This window comes from Acidimicrobiales bacterium (assembly GCA_035533095.1).
In the GTDB taxonomy this organism is placed as follows: domain Bacteria; phylum Actinomycetota; class Acidimicrobiia; order Acidimicrobiales; family Palsa-688; genus DATLUM01.
In genome coordinates, this window is record DATLUM010000111.1 from 36,555 (window position 1) to 52,814 (window position 16,260).

General features: G+C 69.7%; 14 protein-coding genes. 5 read left to right on the forward strand and 9 right to left on the reverse strand.

The window, feature by feature from the left end; translation table 11 throughout:
- Positions 1-3: 3 nt before the first annotated feature.
- From VNF71_14195 to VNF71_14230, 8 genes are read right to left on the reverse strand one after another with little or no spacing between them, the layout of a single operon-like run.
- Positions 4-612: a precorrin-8X methylmutase gene (locus tag VNF71_14195; protein HVA75706.1), complete on the reverse strand. Its 609-nt coding sequence runs from the start codon at positions 610-612 to the stop codon at positions 4-6.
- A complete protein-coding gene (locus VNF71_14200; protein ID HVA75707.1) occupies positions 609-812 on the reverse strand; it encodes a 4Fe-4S binding protein in 204 nt (67 codons plus the stop codon). Before VNF71_14200 ends, VNF71_14195 begins: the two co-directional genes overlap by 4 nt.
- Positions 809-2,542: a precorrin-3B C(17)-methyltransferase gene (gene cobJ / locus VNF71_14205; protein HVA75708.1), complete on the reverse strand. Its 1,734-nt coding sequence runs from the start codon at positions 2,540-2,542 to the stop codon at positions 809-811. Before cobJ ends, VNF71_14200 begins: the two co-directional genes overlap by 4 nt.
- Positions 2,539-3,750: a precorrin-6y C5,15-methyltransferase (decarboxylating) subunit CbiE gene (gene cbiE / locus VNF71_14210; protein HVA75709.1), complete on the reverse strand. Its 1,212-nt coding sequence runs from the start codon at positions 3,748-3,750 to the stop codon at positions 2,539-2,541. The genes cobJ and cbiE overlap by 4 nt, the downstream gene beginning before the upstream one ends.
- Positions 3,743-4,852: a cobalt-precorrin-5B (C(1))-methyltransferase gene (locus VNF71_14215; protein ID HVA75710.1), complete on the reverse strand. Its 1,110-nt coding sequence runs from the start codon at positions 4,850-4,852 to the stop codon at positions 3,743-3,745. The genes cbiE and VNF71_14215 overlap by 8 nt, the downstream gene beginning before the upstream one ends.
- Positions 4,849-5,658 (reverse strand): precorrin-4 C(11)-methyltransferase, encoded by an 810-nt coding sequence (gene cobM, locus VNF71_14220; protein HVA75711.1) that lies wholly within the window; start codon positions 5,656-5,658, stop codon positions 4,849-4,851. Before cobM ends, VNF71_14215 begins: the two co-directional genes overlap by 4 nt.
- On the reverse strand, positions 5,655-6,527 hold the full coding sequence (gene cobI, locus VNF71_14225) for a precorrin-2 C(20)-methyltransferase (protein HVA75712.1): 873 nt from the start codon (positions 6,525-6,527) through the stop codon (positions 5,655-5,657). Before cobI ends, cobM begins: the two co-directional genes overlap by 4 nt.
- A 9-nt stretch (positions 6,528-6,536) precedes the next feature.
- Positions 6,537-7,895 (reverse strand): cobyrinate a,c-diamide synthase, encoded by a 1,359-nt coding sequence (locus tag VNF71_14230; GenBank protein ID HVA75713.1) that lies wholly within the window; start codon positions 7,893-7,895, stop codon positions 6,537-6,539.
- A gap of 72 nt (positions 7,896-7,967) precedes the next feature.
- Between VNF71_14230 and VNF71_14235 the strand changes: the two genes are divergently transcribed.
- Positions 7,968-8,909 (forward strand): sirohydrochlorin chelatase, encoded by a 942-nt coding sequence (locus tag VNF71_14235; protein ID HVA75714.1) that lies wholly within the window; start codon positions 7,968-7,970, stop codon positions 8,907-8,909.
- A gap of 163 nt (positions 8,910-9,072) precedes the next feature.
- Here VNF71_14235 and VNF71_14240 read toward each other — a convergent pair whose 3' ends face one another.
- Complete coding sequence (locus tag VNF71_14240; protein HVA75715.1) at positions 9,073-9,522, reverse strand: Rrf2 family transcriptional regulator; 450 nt, start codon at positions 9,520-9,522, stop codon at positions 9,073-9,075.
- A 140-nt stretch (positions 9,523-9,662) separates the two neighbouring features.
- Between VNF71_14240 and VNF71_14245 the strand changes: the two genes are divergently transcribed.
- The 4 genes from VNF71_14245 (at position 9,663) to VNF71_14260 (ending at position 15,841) form a co-directional block, all read left to right on the forward strand.
- The gene (locus VNF71_14245; protein ID HVA75716.1) at positions 9,663-10,799 is read left to right on the forward strand and encodes an alkaline phosphatase family protein; all 1,137 of its coding nucleotides are present in this window, start codon (positions 9,663-9,665) and stop codon (positions 10,797-10,799) included.
- On the forward strand, positions 10,799-11,323 hold the full coding sequence (locus VNF71_14250; GenBank protein HVA75717.1) for a proteasome activator: 525 nt from the start codon (positions 10,799-10,801) through the stop codon (positions 11,321-11,323). Before VNF71_14245 ends, VNF71_14250 begins: the two co-directional genes overlap by 1 nt.
- A 169-nt stretch (positions 11,324-11,492) precedes the next feature.
- Entirely contained in the window at positions 11,493-15,044 is a 3,552-nt protein-coding gene (gene dnaE, locus VNF71_14255) for a DNA polymerase III subunit alpha (GenBank protein ID HVA75718.1), read from the forward strand.
- Positions 15,045-15,169: 125 nt separating this feature from the next.
- Entirely contained in the window at positions 15,170-15,841 is a 672-nt protein-coding gene (locus tag VNF71_14260; GenBank protein ID HVA75719.1) for a hypothetical protein, read from the forward strand.
- Positions 15,842-16,260: the final 419 nt, after the last annotated feature.

Here is a 16,260-nt window from a genome sequence, read left to right on the forward strand (position 1 = left end):
GGACTATCGCTGAGCCAGCCGCCAGGCCGCGTTCAGCACGGCGGCGGCCGCAGCGCTCCCGCCGCGCCGGCCCGTGTTGGTGACCGACACCGGCCGCAGGGGCGACGCCCAAAGGGCCTGCTTGGCCTCCGCCGCTCCCACGTATCCCACAGGGAGTCCGATCACCGCCGCGGGGTCGACGGTGCCGGATTCGTGCAGCTCGAGCATCCTGGCGAGCGCGGTGGGGGCGTTCCCGAACACCCAGATCGCACCGTGCAGGTTCTCCCGAGCGCCGGCATCCACGGCGGCCGCCGAACGGGTCAGCCCGCCGACGGCCACAGCTGCGTCGAGGTAGCACCGCACGCAGCGGGAGGCAGCGACCGACGGTACGCCAGCGGCGACCATGTTGGCGTCGCACACGACGTTCGCCCCCGAACGCAGCGCTTCCACGAGCGCGTCGACGGCAGAGTCACCGACCAGCGCGGTGGCCGCAAACGACTCGTCGGCGGTCGCGTGGACCATCCGCTTCACCAGATCGCGCGCGCCCGCAGGCCAACGCGAGAAGTCGATCTCCGACTCCATGATCTGGTACGAGCGCGCCTCGATCGGGTGCACGCGCTGCTGGGCGTTCAAGCGGCTGCCCCGCCGGCGCGGACAACCATCTCGACCGGGTGGATCGCAGCGGCGGGGCACACTTCTACGCACTCGAGGCAGTCGATGCACGCGGAAGGGTCGACACGCGGCCGGAGGGGCGACCTCGCCAGAGCGTTCGTGGGGCACGTCACCACGCACGCGCCGCAAGCGGTGCAGTTCGGGGATACGGCCACGGTCATCGGTCGGACCCGTATCCCCTGGGAGTGACCATCCGCCCACCGATCCAACGGGTCTGCGTGGATCCGACGACCACGACAGAGAGCATCCCGACTTGCCCGGCGTCCACTCCGGCGAGTGTGGTCCGCACCACCTCCTGCTCCGGGCGACCGGCTTCGGTGACGACGGCTGCGGGGGTGTCCGGGGATCGCGCGCCCGCGAGTATCTCCAAGGCGCGGGGAAGTTGTGTCACGCGCCGGCCCGACCGAGGGTTGTACAGCGACACGACGAAGTCGCCGTCTGCGACGGCCTTCAAGCGGCGCTCGATCACGTCCCACGGCGTCAGCAGGTCCGACAACGACACAGACGCGTGGTCGTGCCCCAGCGGTGCGCCGAGCAGCGCAGCCGCGCTCAACGCCGCGGTGACCCCCGCCACGACCGTTACCGGAGGATCCCCGAACTGTCCGGATAGCTCCAACACCAGAGACGCCATCGCGTAGACGCCAGGATCACCGGAGCAGACGAGCGCGACGCGCGATCCCGTGGCCGCACGTGCCAGCGCGTACCGGCATCGCTCGGTCTCCTCTCCGATCGGCGAACGGTGAACCTCGTGGTGCGCCTCGATCAGGTCGCACGCGAGGTCGACGTAGCCACCGAACCCGACGACCACATCGGCTGCTCGTACGGCGGCGATCGCTTCCACGGTGCGCTTCGCTGGCTCGCCCGGTCCGAGTCCGACCACCGCGAGGTGGCCGCTCGGTGTCCGGCGTCTGGCGATGGCGACGGTCGAGTCCCGCCCGCCGCTCACTGATTTGTGCCGGACAAGGCTCGCCCCGGGCCCAGCGGCGATAAGCGCGGCTGCTTCGCTCACCGACGCGGTGCCGACCGCGTCGAGCACCGCTTCGCTCGGGTTGGGTACCTCGACGCCTGCCAGCTCGCCGGACGTGAACGTCGTCAAGCACACGCCGAGCTCTTCGGCGAGGCTCACGATGGCCGGCTCGCCCTGTTTGCGGTCGATGGTCGCAACCGCCGCGACGCACTCGCGCGACAGCCCGGCCTCGCCCAACACCTGCCGTACGAGATCCGATAGTCCCGGTGCGCTGGCGCCGCTGCTCGCCCCGACACCGATCACCAGCGACGCCGGCCTGAGGAGGACCTCCCCTTCTCCTGGCGGGCGGTCCCGGTCGCTGACAGTGATCGAACCGCCGGCGCTCGGTCCTTCGCCGGCCTCGCCGGCCTCGCCGGCCTCGCCGGTCGTGCCCGGCAACCCTCGCGGCAGGGGCCAGCCCTCGAGGCCGTGATCGGCGCGCACGAGCGGCGGCGAACCGTCGAGCCACGCCCGTGTGACCCCGGCTACGTCGCCCTCGGCTCTGAACCTCGGCAGTGAACCGAGTGAGGGGATCCCGCGCGAGTCCGTGGCCGTCGTGATCACCGCGGTGGCGCCGGTGATCGAGGCGACGTCGGAGGCGAGCCGGTTTCCGCCACGTTCGTGGCCGCCGGCGAGAGTCACCACGAACCTGGCGGTGTCGTCGATGCACACGACGGCGGGGTCGGTGCGCTTGGAGCGGAGGTGAGGCGCTATGGCGCGCACTGCAATGCCGGTCGCGCACACCAGCACGAACCCGTCCACCTCGTCCCACAGGCGTGCGACCGTCCCCGTGATGTCCGACGAGTGACGCTCGTAGGGCAGGCGGTCGGCGACGGCGTCGCCGGCGGCGGTGACGGTGCAGCAGACGACCCTGCGTTGCGTCAAGGGTTCCCCCAGCAGACGAACACCGGGTTCTCCGCTTGAAGGCGGAGAGGGCCGCCGTCACCGGCGCGGACACCGCGCCCCACCGACACCTGGACGAGGTTGCCGAGCCTGTCGCCTGCATACGCCGCTCGCTCGAGGGTCGCGTAGCTCGCGACGACCGTGCCGCCGGGCCTCGTACGGCGGAGCACCTCGTCGAGGACAGCGGTCCCGCCGCCACCCACGAAAGCGCGGTCGGGGTCGGGCAGTCCGCCGAGCGCAGCGGGGGCTGCTCCTTCCACGACGGTGGCCGCCGTCGCTTCGAGGTTGCGCCTGGCCCGCGCGGCGTCGTCGGGGTTGCGCTCGACCGCGTAGACCCGCAGACCCGGCGCCAGGCTGCAGCACTCCGCCGACACCGAGCCGGAACCGGCTCCGACGTCCCAAAGCACACCCGCTGCCGGCAGGCACAGCTTGCCGAGCGCCACCGCGCGCACCTCGGACTTGGTGATCATCCCGGCACGGTGGTCGAACGACGTTTCCGGCAGGCCCCAACCGATACCGGGCCCGCCAGGACCGGACCGTGCCTCAGGGGCGACGCACACCACCACCGACAAGCCGTCGAAGCAACCGTTCGCCAGACCCGCGACGTCGCCCTCCCAAACCTTCTCTTCGTGCTGGCCGAGATGGCTCGTCACGAGAACGGTCCGTGGGCCGCAGCCGGACTCGAGCAGCGCGCGCCCGAGTTGTTGAGGAGGATCGGCGGGGGAGGTCATGACCGCAACCTTCGCGTTCCGCAACACCGCCTCGGCCGCCCTGGAAATGCCGGCGTCGCGGCCGTGCGCTGACACGACGACGGCGTCGTCCCAGTTGGTCCCTGCCCGCGCGAACGCCAACGACACCGACGACGGTGCCGGATAGACCCTCAACCGGTCACCGAACCGCGCCGCGGCGAGCCGCGCGAGACCGAAGAACCCGGGGTCGCCCGATACAACGATGCACACCTGCTGGCCCGCATCCAGGAAGGCACCGGCGCGATCAAGCGCCTCACCCGGCGAAGTGGGCATCACCTCAGGGCGCCCCCCAACGACGTCCGGTAGCTGCTCGAGGTGCCGAGCATCACCGAGCACCACGGTTGCGTGCCTTATCGCTTCCCCCGCCGCGCGACCGAACCATTCGCCGCCGTGCAGGCCGACCATGCACACGGATCCGCCCAACCCGCGCGAGTCAGGCACGAGCCAGGACCTCTTCGCCCTCGAAATCGACCATGATCACGTCCATCTTCAACGCGCCGTTGGCGTAAGTCGCGCACGCGTTCGCGGCCCGCTCGCAGAGCAGTCGCAACGGTTCCAGGAACCCGGCTGCCATGCACGCCTCCGCGAAATGCCTCGCCGTGGCCGTCTCCGTTGCAGCGCGGACCACCGCGGCCGGAGCGCCCGCCTCGCGTGCGACCTCAGCGAGAAGCTCACCGTCGACCTTCGACCTCCGGTAGTGGGTCATGAGAACACCGCTCGCGAGCTTTGCGATCTTGCCGGCCATGCCCACGAACACCACGTTCGACATTCCTGCGCCGGCCGCGCGCCGGAGCGCGATCCCGGTGAAGTCACCCACCTCCACGAAGCACACCACGGGCAGTTCGGGCATCATCCGCTGCGCCGCCGTGTCCGTGCGCCCGCCGGTGGACAAAACGATCGTGTCTCTGCCCTGCGCGGCTGCCACGTCCACCTGCTGGACCACGCTCGCGCGCCACGCAGCCGTCGAAAACGGCCGCACTATCCCGGTAGTACCCAGTATCGAGATACCGCCGGCGATGCCGAGCCTGGCATTGGAGGTCTTCGCTGCCATCGCTTCGCCGCCCGGTACCGACACGGTCAGATGGACCGGTCTGGAGGTGACCTCCGCGACCGCCGAGCGGATCACCCGTTGCGGCACCGCGTTGATCGCCGGTGCGCCCACTGGAAGCCCGAGCCCCGGCAAGGTGATGGTTCCGACACCGGAACCGGCGGCCAGCTCGACCGTGCCTTCGGGTTCATCGCCCTCCAACCAGCGTGCCTCGACCGTGACGTGCGCCCCGTTTGTCACGTCGGGATCGTCGCCGGCGTCCTTCACGACCGCGGCGCGCGACGGGCGGGACTCGTCGACGTCGGCGACGTCGAACGCGACGCGCGCGCCGCCGGGGAGGGCGACCTCGACGCGCGCCGGTGTTGCACCCTCCAGCAGTCCTGTGACCGCTGCCTTCGCCGCCGCCGATGCGCACGTCCCGGTAGTCCATCCGGTCCGCAAGCCCTTGGCCTTTGCAACCTCGGGGGCGAGAGGCGGTTCGTGGGGGACCGTCACCGTCTTCTCGCGGATGGGCGTCCCGTGGTCGAGCCGGCGCCCGAGCGAAGCCGGTATGCGGTGGTGTGGGAAGGCGCGTACAGATGCGAGCGGCGGGCCACTGGCATGTCGGCCAGCGCCTCGCCGACCAGGACGAGCACCGTCATGGTCTCGCCGGACGCGCGCAGCTCGTCGCTCAAACGACCGACTGTCGTGCGGATCACCCGTTCGTCCGGCCAGGTCGCCCGGATGACGATCGCCGCCGGCGTGTCCGGCGAGTAGCCGCTTCCCTGTGACAGCAGCTCGCTTTGCAGCTCCTCGGGTCGCGCCGCCGAGAGGAACACCGCCATGGTCGCCCCGTGCGCGGCGAACTGCGCGACGCCCTCGCCGGCGGGCATCGACGACTTCGTCTTGCCGGCCAGCCGCGTCAACACCACGCTCTGCGAGACACCCGGCTGCGTGAGCTCGCGCCCGAGCACCGCTGACGCGGCGGCCACGGAGGTCACGCCGGGAACGATCTCCCACGACCGCGAACTCGCGAGGCACCAGTCGATCTGCTCTCCGATCGCCCCGTAGATGCTGGGGTCGCCGGAGTGGAGCCGGACGATCGGCGTCTCCTCGGCATGGTTCTCGTACACGGCGATGACGTCCTCGAGGGTCATCGTCGCCGAGTCGTGGATCTCGATACCGGACGGGCAGTGCTCGAGCAACGCTTCGGGCACCAGCGACGACGCCCACACGACCACCTCCGCGCCGGCCAATCGTCTCGCCCCGCGGACCGTGATGAGATCCACAGCCCCGGGGCCCGCGCCGACGAAGGAGATCATTCTCCGTCCTCGATTCGCGCAGGCACGATCACTGTTGCAAGGTACGAGGCGGGCCCGCCGGCCAGCGCCGCGAGCGATCCGACCCGTTCGCCGGGCATCCCCAGGAGTTCCCCGGCGACGGCTCGATCGGCGCGACCGTGGCCGTCGGCCTCCGCCGCCAGGTCCGGCAAGCGCCTCCCGCCCTTGTAGACCACCAGCGTCGACGTCGTGTCCGCGAGATCCCCGGAGATGTCGTCACCATCGAGAGCTGTGCGGATCGACACCCGTGTCCGCTCGTCGGCGATCACCGTCCCGGTGCGCGCGGCGAGCGCCTGGAACGCCATGATTCCCGGAACCTGGGTCACGACGGTCGAAGGTCGCCGGCGTTTGACGCGCGCTGCGACCGACGAGAAGGTCGAATAGGTGAGCGGATCGCCGAGCGTGATCCACGCGACCTCCTCGCCGCGTTCGAGGTGCGCGACGACTGCGCGGGCCGCGGAATCGAGCGACCGGTTCCTCGCGGTTCTGCTCGGCGCCATGGCGAACACGACCCGTTCGACCGGGACCTCCGGCGCAGCCTGGCGCACGACGGCCTCGGCACGCCCGACCGCGTCGACTGCGGCGGTCGGTGCGAGCACGCGATCGGCGCGGCGCAGCGCGGCCAGCGCCCTCACGGTCAGCAGATCGGGTTCGCCGGGCCCCACTCCGACGCCGACCAGCCGTCCGGGAACAGGTCGCTCGGGCGCGACGGCTTCGCCGCCGGCGGGGTGGGCGAGGGACGCCTCGATCGCCTCGCGCACGATTTCCGCCTCCGATCTTCCCGTCGTCGCCGCCCGCGACGACAGGGCTGCCTTCAGCCGGTCGGGGAGGTAGAGGCTGCTCTTGCGCACGCCCGTACCCTATGCCAAACGTAGGGTACGACGTAGGGCACATCTTCGGGAGAAAGACTCGACGGCGCGCGGGTCGCCCCCGGGGTGATGGTGCACGTAGGTCGCGAGGAGCGACGGGGTGGCCCAACCTTCGAGTCGGGTTCCCCACCGGCTCGAAAGCTCGAGCGCGTCACCGGGTGGGTCGACGGTCGAGTAGTGGAACTCGTGCCCCCGGAAGCGGGTCCGCGGCGGGCCGATCGGGGACTCGGCTCGGGTGACGGCTTCGCGGTATCCGAGCGTCAGCCTCGACGTCAACGACGCCGCCCCCGCCACCACCCCCGCCATCCGATGACCGTTCAACTCCTCAGCCAGAAGCAGGAGCCCGCCGCACTCGGCCCACAGCGGCAGGCCCGAGTCGACGCGGCGGCGGAGGTCGGCGAGGAGGCGGTGGTTGGCCGACAGCTCGCCGGCGTGCACCTCGGGAAACCCACCGCCGATCAACGCGCCGTCGACACCCTCCGGCAACGTCTCGTCCTGGAGCGGGTCGAAGGGCACGACCTCCGCGCCGGCCGCTTCCAGCGCGTCGAGAGTGTCGGTGTAGGTGAAGCTGAACGCCCTGCCGCCGGCGACTGCCACCCGGAAGCGCGGTCCGCCGGCCGGCAGCGCGACAGGAGCGGTGTTCACGGTTGCCGCTCCCTGCGCCATCCGTACGATGGCGGCGAGATCGACGTGTTCGCTCACGATGGCGGCAAGCGCGCGGATCGACTCATCGACTTCTGCGCGGTGCTCGACCACCGGTACCAGACCCAGGTGGCGGTCACGCCAGGTGAGGCGGTCGTCGCGCGGCAGCGCGCCGAGGACCGGTATGCCCAGAGGCTCGAGCGCCTCGCGCAGCAGCGTCGCATGCCCCTCCGAACCGACCTGGTTGAGGATCACGCCGCCCACGGTCACCGTCGGATCGAAGCTCGCGTACCCGTGCACCATGGCCGCTATTGAGCCGGACATGGCCGATGCGTCCACGACCAGAACGATGGGCGCTCCCAGCAGTCGCGCCACGTCCGCGGTCGACGACGGGGTGCCGTCGCTCGAACCGTCGAACATCCCCATGACGCCCTCCACGACCAGAACACCGGCGCCGTCGCCGGCGCGCGCCGCGAGCGGCAAGATGCTCTCCTCGCCGCACAGCCACGGATCGAGGTTGCGCGGCGGCCTGCCGCAGGCGACGGCGTGGTAGCCGGGGTCGATGAAATCCGGTCCGACCTTCGCGCCGGCGGGTCGCTCGCCGGCGGCGCGCAGTGCTGCCAGCAGGCCGGTCGCGACTGTCGTCTTGCCGGCGCCCGAATGCGTCCCGGCGATCACGAGTCGGGGACCGAGCGACGGGCTGGGCATGGATCCGATGGTGCCAGCCCGCCGGACCGGACGGCGAGCCCGGTGGAAGGGCGAGCTAGTTTGGGCTGTGAGATGGCGAGCCGGTACGGGATATCGATAGGTCGCCTTGCACGCCCGGCACACGGCCCGGCTGGAGCGGCGGAAGGGCTGCTCCTGGTCGGGCACGGATCGCGCTGCGTGGTGAGCGAGGAGGAGACCCACGCTCTCGCGGACCTCGTCGCGGCCGACCTCCCGGATCTGGCGGTCGAGGTCGGGTTCCTCGAGATGACCGATCCGAGCGCCGGCTCAGCCCTCGACCGCCTGGTGGCGCGGGGCTGCACGACCGTCACGGTGCTTCCCCTGGCGCTGCTGGCGGCCGGCCACGCGAAGAGCGACGCGCCTGCCGTGGTCGTCTCGGGCCGTACCCGGCATCCGGAGGTCGACATCCGCTTCGGCGCCCCTTTGGGCGTGGCTCGCGAACCAGTCGAGTTGCTGGGGAAGGCGGTGGTCGCTTTCGGTGGCGCCGGCCTGCCCCTGCTCGTGTGCGCCCGTGGCAGTTCGGACCCCGACGCCAACTCCGATGCCCACAAGGCGTCGCGGTTGATCGCGGAGTGGACGGGCAGCCCCTTCGTCCACGTCGGTTTCAGCGGCATCACCGGTCCTTCGGTCCCGGAGGCCGCCTCGGTCTTCGGGCGCCTCGGCCACCCCCGGGTGGCGGTTGCGTGGTGGTTCCTCTGCCACGGCAAGCTCATAGAGCGCGGCCGCGAGGAGCTCCGTGGGGTCATGGATGCGGCCGGCTTCGAGTGCGTCGACGCCGGCTACATCGGGCCGGACCCGGCCCTGGTGCCCTTGATCCTGGAGCGCTACCGCCACGCGGGTCCGGCCGGCGCCGGCGGCGCCGGCGGCGGATCGGTATCGGCTGAGGCGGCCAGGTGCGACCTGTGCGCATACCGCGCCCCGTGGCCGGGCAAGGAGGAGAGGGTCGGCCAACCCGTCGGGGTGGGCCACTCGCACCTGGCCGCGCATCACCACTGAGCAGGCCGCCGGGCGCCCGAGGAGCCAGTGGGTAGCTTTACTGTTCCTACAGGATAGAAAAGCTACCCAGTAAAGAGGTTCTGCGAACCTCTTTACGCCCGTGAAGACCGGGCCCGCCGTTGTCGCCGCCGCCGGCGCCTGGCGCGCCGGCGCTTGCGCGCTGCTAGATGCTGAGCGCTGAAGCCGGCTCGACGTCCCCTGACGTGCGGGCGGCCATGTCGGCGAGGGTGAACGACTCCAGGTGCTTGCGCATGTGCTCGCCCACCTCGGCCCACACCGCGAGCAGCACGCACTGGCCCTCGTGGTCGCACGCGCCGTTCTGGTGCGGTTCCCCGAAGTCCCCGGCCACGATCGGCCCCTCGACGGCGCTCACGATCTGGCTCAAGGTGATGTCGGCGGGGGAGCGGGCGAGGATGTAGCCGCCTCCGACGCCCCGCTTCGACCGCACCAGGCCGGCGCCTTTGAGGGCCAGCAGGATCTGCTCGAGGTACGGCTGGGGGAGCCCGGTGCGCTCCGCGATGTCGCGGACCGACGTGGGCTGTGTCTGGCCGGCGTGAAGCGCCAGCGACAGCAGGGCCCGGCTCGCGTAGTCGCCCCGGGTGGAAACCTTCACCCCCTCATCGTACCTACGGTCGGGCGTGGGGCTGGGGTCCCCCATGCTCCGGAAGGGGGCCGGGCGCCGGCCGGGCCGGGCAGCACGGTCGGGCGCCGGGCCGGACAACGGAGACCCACCCTCGCCCTAGGGTGTCACCGATGAGCCCGCCGCGTCCCGTCCTGCCCGACTACCGCGGCGCCAACCTCACGGGCCTCATAGCCGCCCTGAGCGCACCCGCCGGCGAGCGCCCGCTGTGGCTGCCCGCTCCGGTCGCCGACGCCGAGCAGGTGGTGCTGCTGGTTGTCGACGGCCTCGGGTGGCTGCAGCTGAAGGAGCGGGCCCACCTGGCGCCGTGCCTGTCGTCGATGGCCGGGGGCGAGATCACGTCGGTGGTCCCTTCCACGACCGCCACTGCCCTTACTTGCATCACCGTGGGGGTGCCGCCGGCGGAGCACGGGGTGGTGGGCTACAAGGTCGCCGTCGAGGGACCGTCGGGGCCCGAGGTCATGAACGTCCTGCGCTGGAGGACCCCCTCGGGTGACGCGAAGCCGTTCGTCGACCCGGAAGATTTCCAGCCGCTGCAGCCGTTCGGCGGAAGGCCGATACCGGTGGTCAGCAAGGCCGAGTTCACTGGGACCGGGTTCACGGTGGCCCATCAGCGCGGCGCACCGGTGGCCGGCTGGGTCGTCGCGTCGAGCCTTGCAGTGGAGGTTCGCCGCCTGGTGGCCGCCGGCGCCCCGCTCGTCTACGCCTACTACGAGGGGGTCGACAAGGTCGCCCACTTCCACGGTTTCGGCGAGCACTACGACGCCGAGCTCGAAGCCGTGGACGCCATGGTCGCAGGGCTTCTGGACACCCTCCCCGCCGGCGTGGCCCTCGCGGTCACGGCGGACCACGGTCAGGTCGACGTCGGCGACCGGGTGCGGGTTCTCGACGAGGAACTGCTCGCCCGGACCGCCATGGTCAGCGGCGAAGCCCGGTTCCGCTGGCTGCACGCCGCCGGCGGGGGCGACGCACGGATCAAGGAGCTCGCCTCCATGGCCTCCGATTGCTACGGCGACCAGGCTTGGGTGGCGACGATCGACGAGGTGGAGGGCGACGGTTGGTTGGGCGGCGCTTTCACCGACACCGTCAGGTCCAGGTTGGGCGACGTGGTCGTGGTTCCCTATGCCCCCGTCGGTTACCTGGCGCCCACCGAGACGGGTGAGCCGGTGCTGCGCTGCCGGCACGGATCTCTGACTCCTGAGGAGATGTTTGTTCCCCTGGTGGCCCGGCGGGGCAGACTGGGTAGGTGATGCCCGACAACCCCGGTGACAACCCCGGTGACAACCCCGGTGACAACCCCGGCGACAACCCCGAACCCGAACAGGTCCTGCTGATCCCCAACGGTGACGAGCTTCCGGACGGGGAGCCCGACCGCGAGTCGGTCGAGCACCCCGCGAAGGTGATGCGGATCGGCTCGATGATCAAGCAGCTGCTCGAGGAGGTCCGCCAGGCCCCGCTCGACGAAAGGAGCCGCTCGAGGCTCCGCGAGATCTACGACACCTCTGTGACCGAGCTTGCCGACGGTCTCTCTCCTGACCTGCGCGATGAGCTGGAGCGGATGGCTTCACCCTTCGGCCCTGACGAGATACCGAGCGAGTCGGAGCTGAGGGTCGCCCAGGCTCAGCTGGTCGGCTGGCTCGAGGGCCTCTTCCACGGGATCCAGGCGACCCTTTTCGCCCAGCAGATGGCGGCCAGGGCCCAGCTGGAGCAGATGCGCCAGCGCAGCCTCCCCGCGCGCTCCGACGAGCGGCCGGCGGGCGGCACCTACCTCTAGCCCTTCCGGCCGCCCTCTAGCCCTGCCGGCCGCGGTCGCGCGTCCGCGCTACCCTGGCAGGGAAATCACAGCGCTGTAGTTCTCCACAGGGTCATCCACACTCCCTGTGGACATCCTCTCGGCGCTGCGACGAGGCGTCGGGAGTCGTGGGAAGGAGGTGGGGGGACAAGTGGGGGCGTCGTTTACCCACCTGCACCAGCACACCGAGTTCTCGATGCTCGACGGTGCCGCGCGGGTGCCCGACGTCATCGCGCGGGCCGTGAGCGACGGCCAGCCGGCGATCGGCATCACCGACCACGGCAACATGTACGGGGTCCTCGACTTCTACAAGGCGGCTCGCGAGGCGGGCATCAAGCCCATCATCGGGACCGAGGCCTACATGGCCGGCGAGTCCCGGTTCGAGCGCCCGGTGCGCAGAGGGCGAGTCGACGACACGGGTGGTGACGCCGGCGAAGGAGAGAAGCTCTACTACCACCTGACGCTCCTCGCCGAGAGCGACCAGGGCTACAAGAACCTGATGAAGCTCTCCTCCGAGGCGTATCTCGATGGTTACTACTACAAACCAAAATGCGACTGGGAGCTGCTCGAGCGATACCACGAGGGCATCGTCGCGACCACTGGATGCCTCGGCGGTGTGGTGCTGCAGGCCATCCTCAACGGCAACACGCAGAAAGCCACGGCGCTCGCGTCGCGCCTCCAGGACATCTTCGGTCGGGAGTCGCTCTTCGTCGAGTTGCAGGATCACGGTCTCCCCGAGCAACACCGCACCAATCCCGAACTGATACGACTCGCGCAGAGGATCAATGCCCCTCTGCTGGCCACCAACGACAGCCACTACGTCTCGCGCTCCGACGCCGAAGCTCACGACGCCCTGCTGTGCGTCCAGACCGGCTCGGTCAAGGACGACCCCAAGCGATTCAAGTTCCACGGCGACGAGCACTACCTCAAGACCGCCGCGGAGATGCGGCACCTGTTCCGGGACTATCCCGAAGCGTGCGACAACACCCTTTGGATCGCGGAGCGTGCGAACGTCGAGATCGAGTTCGGCAAGCCGAAGCTGCCGTCTTTTCCCAGACCCGAGGGCTTCGCCGACGCCGACTCGTACCTTCGCCATCTGACCCACGAGGGCGCAGCGCAGCGTTACGGCACGCCGCTGCCCGACGCCGTCGTGGAGCGCCTCGACTACGAGCTCGGTGTCATCTCGAGCATGGGCTTCTCCGACTACTTCCTCGTCGTGTGGGACCTCATCCGCCACGCACGCGACAGCGGTATCCGTGTAGGCCCGGGCCGGGGGAGCGCGGCCGGTTGCTGCGTCGCTTACTGCCTGCGGATCGTCGACCTCGACCCGATCCACTACGACCTGCTCTTCGAGCGGTTCCTCAACCCGGGCCGCAAGCAGATGCCCGACATCGACATGGACTTCGACGAGCGTTACCGCTCCGAGATGATCCGTTATGCCACCGAGCGCTACGGCTGGGATCGTGTCGCGCAGATCGTCACGTTCTCGACCATCAAGGCCCGCGCGGCGGTGCGCGACGCCGCCCGTGTACTCGGTTACCCGTACGGGCTGGGCGACAAGATCGCCAAGCTGATGCCGCCGCTGGTGATGGGTCGCGACACCCCGCTGTGGGCGTGCTTCGACGAGAACCCGAAGTACATCGACGGCTACAAGCAGGCAGCGGAGCTCCGCGAGTTGTGCGAGGTGGATCCCGACGCGGCGAAGGTCGTCGGGGTCGCACGCGGGCTCGAAGGAATGCGCCGGCAGGACGGTATCCACGCGGCGGCGGTCGTCATCTCCGGCGACCCGCTGACGGACCACCTCCCGATCCAGCGCAAGCCGGACCCGGGAGGTCGGCCCGAGGACGCGCCGATCGTCACCCAGTACGAAATGCACGGCGTCGAGGAGCTCGGTCTTTTGAAGATGGACTTCCTCGGGCTGCGGAACCTCTCCGTGATCGACCGGACCCTCGTCCTCATCGAGGAGACGACCGGTGACGTCGTCGACATCGACAACGTCTCCCTCGACGACCCCGCCGTCTACGAGATGCTGCAGCGGGCCGAGTCGATCGGAATCTTCCAGCTCGAGGGCGGGCCGATGCGGGCGCTGATGCGGTCGCTCGTGCCTGACTCCTTTGACGACATCGCCGCGCTCAACGCCCTCTACCGGCCGGGGCCGATGGCGGCGAACATGCACTACGACTACGCCGACCGCAAGAACGGGCGCAAGCCGATCACGTACCTCCACCCCGACCTCGAGGAGGTGCTGGCCGACACGCAGGGGCTCATGATCTTCCAGGAGTCCATGATGCGCGTGGCCCAGAAGATCGCCGGCTACTCGCTCGAAGAAGCCGACAACCTGCGCAAGGCCGCCGGCAAGAAGATCCGCGAGGTCATGGCGAAGGAACGGGAGAAGTTCATCGCCGGCTGTGAGCGGACCGGTTACGGCGCGGAGATCGGCGAGAAGCTGTTCGACATCATCGAGCCGTTCGCCGACTACGCCTTCAACAAGTCGCACGCGTACGGCTACGCCCTCGTGGGCTATCAGACAGCCTGGCTCAAGGCGCACTACCCGGCCCAGTACCTCGCAGCGCTCCTTACCTCCGTCAAAGATGACAAAGACAAGACCGGTGTGTACCTCGTCGAGTGCCGGACGCAAGGGATCGAGGTGCTCGTACCCGACGTCAACGTTTCGGCTTCGGACTTCTCAGCGGCTCGTTCAGTCGAAGGCGCCGGCGAGCGTTGGGTGATCCCGTTCGGGCTGTCCGCGGTCCGCAACGTCGGTGAGGGTCTCGTCGACAAGATCATCGCCGAGCGCGAGAAGGAAGGTCCGTTCAAGGACTTCTACGACTTCTGCAACCGCGTCGACCCGATGGTGCTCAACAAGCGGACCGTCGAGTCGCTCATCAAAGGTGGCGCGTTCGACTCGCTCGGCCACCCCCGCCAGGGTCTCTGCATGGTCTTCGAGCAGATCGTCGACCGGACCCTGGCTCGCCGGCGGGAGGAGGACCAGGGGGTGATGAGCCTCTTCGGTGATCCTGGCGGAGGCGGTGACGCGGTGTTCGACGACGCCAGGGTGCCCATTCCCGACCAGGAGTTCGACAAGCACACCCGCCTGGCGTTCGAGAAGGAGATGCTCGGCCTGTACCTCAGCGACCACCCGCTGAAGGGCGCGGAGGCGGCCATGGCCCGCCACGTCGAGGTGTCGATCTCGGAGCTTCGCGAGCAGCCCAAGGACGGGCAGGTGGCGTGGGTCGGCGGCGTCGTCACCGGCCTCGCTCGCAAGTACACCAAGCGCGGGGACCTGATGGCGACGTTCTTGCTCGAGGACCTGCAGTCCTCGATCGAGGTCTGGGTGTTCCCGAAGGTCATGATGGAGGTCGGGCACCTCCTGGCCGACGACGCCGTCGTGTGCGTCCGGGGCCGGATGGACATGAGGGAGGAGCAGCCCAAGCTCGTGTGCATGGAGGCAAAGCGCCCCGAGCTGAAGCTCGACGGCACGATCGAGCCGCTCCACGTCGAGCTGCCGCTCCACGCGCTGACCGACGAGAGGGTCGAATCGCTCAAAAGGCTTTTAAGCGAGCATCCCGGGCCCTCGCCGGTGCTGCTCCACGTCGGGGCCAAGTGCATCCGCCTGGCCTCTCACTTCAGCGTCGACACCACCAGGGGGCTCCTCGCCGAGCTGAGGGTGCTCTTCGGGCCTTCCTGCTTCCGTCTCGGCTGAAGAAAACCGCCTCCCGAGGCGGGTGCTTTGGATCAGAAGTCTCTGGGGGGCCTAAAATGGCTGTTCAGCACCCGCCCCCTCGGGTGGGCGCCCAGCCGAGATGTGGTGAGGAGAGTTACCGGGGAATGACGCTCGCTGTCGAAACGAAGGACTGCACCGCACTTGCGGACGCCGAGTTGGCGGAGATGGCGGACATCGTGACCGACGGGCCCGCAGGGTTCGATATCGGTCTGCTGTCCAAGCAGCCCGAAGCGTGGGTGCTCATCACCCAGGTTCACGACGCCGACAAACTGGTCGGCTTCTCGTTCTGCACCCTCGAGCGCATCGGTGGCACCCCGTGCCTGCTGTGGGGGCTGGCTTCGGTCAAGCGCAACTCCAAGCGGGACCAGGTCCTCAAGGCGATCATCACCGCCCAGTTCCGCCGCGCCGTGCTCGCCTTTCCTGACGAGGACGTCCTGATCGGCACCCGCATGATCGACCCCGGTGCTTTCGCCGCGTTCAAGGGCCTCGAGGACATCTGCCCCCGGCCCGGCCACAAGCCCACCGGAGAGGAGCGGGCGTGGAGCCGGCGCCTCGCCAAGCGTTTCGGGGCGGAGAACCGCATCGACGACCGCACCTTCATCGTCACCGGCGACGGCGACTGCTGCGGCGTGTTCGACTTCTCGCCGGCCAAGGCCGACACGGTCAAGGCCGACGTGGTGACGTTCTTCGAGCCTCTCGACGGCGAGCGCCGCGATGTGCTCATCGCCTTCGGGTGGGCCATGGCGGAGGACCTCGCCAACAAGTACTCCCCCTGATCTCCGGCTTCGTAGATCGAGGGGAGGGTGTCCGCAAGGCTCAGCTGTTCGGTGCGGCCAGTGCTTCGCACGGACAACGACACCGCCCAGCTGATCCTTACGCCCCCCTCCCTCTAACTATCAGCAGCGGGTCCGGCCCCGTCCTTGCGTGGCGAGGAGACAGAGAGTCGAAGGAGACCGGGAGGAGCGGCGGAGCGATGTCGTTGTCCCTGCGAAGCAGGGGCCGCATCGGGACGCCGAGCCTCCCGGGACTCCTCTTAAGGCTCGCCTTGCCGACACGCCGGCTAGGGGCGGGGGAGGATCGCCTCCACCACCTTGTGGCAGCGCCCGTCGATGGGCGGGGTCAGCGAAACGACCAGCCGGTCGCCCTTCGACCCGCCCATCCTCGTCATCCCGGCGCGGTCCATCAGCCGGGCGAC

Coding starts and splice junctions, on each gene's coding strand:
- VNF71_14200 (HVA75707.1), bottom strand. CDS start 812: ATGACCGTGGCCGTATCCCCGAACTGCACCGCTTGCGGCGCGTGCGTG.
- cobM (HVA75711.1), bottom strand. CDS start 5,658: ATGATCTCCTTCGTCGGCGCGGGCCCCGGGGCTGTGGATCTCATCACG.
- VNF71_14230 (HVA75713.1), bottom strand. CDS start 7,895: ATGCCCAGCCCGTCGCTCGGTCCCCGACTCGTGATCGCCGGGACGCAT.
- VNF71_14235 (HVA75714.1), top strand. CDS start 7,968: ATGGCGAGCCGGTACGGGATATCGATAGGTCGCCTTGCACGCCCGGCA.
- VNF71_14245 (HVA75716.1), top strand. CDS start 9,663: ATGAGCCCGCCGCGTCCCGTCCTGCCCGACTACCGCGGCGCCAACCTC.
- VNF71_14250 (HVA75717.1), top strand. CDS start 10,799: ATGCCCGACAACCCCGGTGACAACCCCGGTGACAACCCCGGTGACAAC.
- VNF71_14260 (HVA75719.1), top strand. CDS start 15,170: ATGACGCTCGCTGTCGAAACGAAGGACTGCACCGCACTTGCGGACGCC.